A 612-nucleotide genomic window follows, 5' to 3' on the forward strand; every position below is an offset into this window, starting at 1 on the left:
TCGGATCTCTGGCTATGTGCGCCTACCCGAAGCTTATCGCAGCTTATCACGTCCTTCATCGGCTCCTGATGCCAAGGCATTCACCATGCGCCCTTTGTAGCTTGACCTTTTTTACTTGTTTATTAATGCAATTATGCACTATAAACTTCGTAATTAAGTATAATATTTAAACAATAAATTGCCTAAACAAATTTACAAAGAATATTTCTTGGCTTGTTGTATTTATACAAACAATATATATGCAATTTTTAAAGAACATGGTGGGCTTAAATGGACTCGAACCATCGACCTCACGCTTATCAGGCGTGCGCTCTAACCAGCTGAGCTATAAGCCCATATGTGGTGGAGATAAAGGGATTCGAACCCTTGACCCCCTGCGTGCAAGGCAGGTGCTCTCCCAGCTGAGCTATACCCCCACATTAAATGAGAAATCATAAAAATCTCTCAAAATTGAACAGAAGTTAAAAATCATTTCCTTATTATAAGAAATCATTACTATGATTTTTTGTACTAGAAAGCTTCTTGCTTTACTAGATTTCTCCATAGAAAGGAGGTGATCCAGCCGCAGGTTCTCCTACGGCTACCTTGTTACGACTTCACCCCAATCGCTGA

At 40.0% G+C, this 612-nt stretch carries 2 tRNA genes and 2 rRNA genes; all 4 read right to left on the bottom strand.

From position 1 onward, the window contains the following. Window positions 1-107: ribosomal RNA gene (locus ACTNAO_RS12775) — 23S ribosomal RNA — on the bottom strand; the annotation flags it as partial. A gap of 151 nt (window positions 108-258) precedes the next feature. After that, a tRNA-Ile gene (locus tag ACTNAO_RS12780) sits at window positions 259-335 on the bottom strand. Between the two features lie 5 nt (window positions 336-340). Further along, window positions 341-416: transfer RNA gene (locus tag ACTNAO_RS12785), tRNA-Ala, on the bottom strand. Window positions 417-546: 130 nt separating this feature from the next. Continuing rightward, a 16S ribosomal RNA gene (locus tag ACTNAO_RS12790) occupies window positions 547-612 on the bottom strand; the annotation flags it as partial.

The sequence above is a fragment of the Clostridium sp. HCP1S3_C6 genome, from assembly GCF_052066735.1.
GTDB lineage: Bacteria > Bacillota > Clostridia > Clostridiales > Clostridiaceae > Clostridium.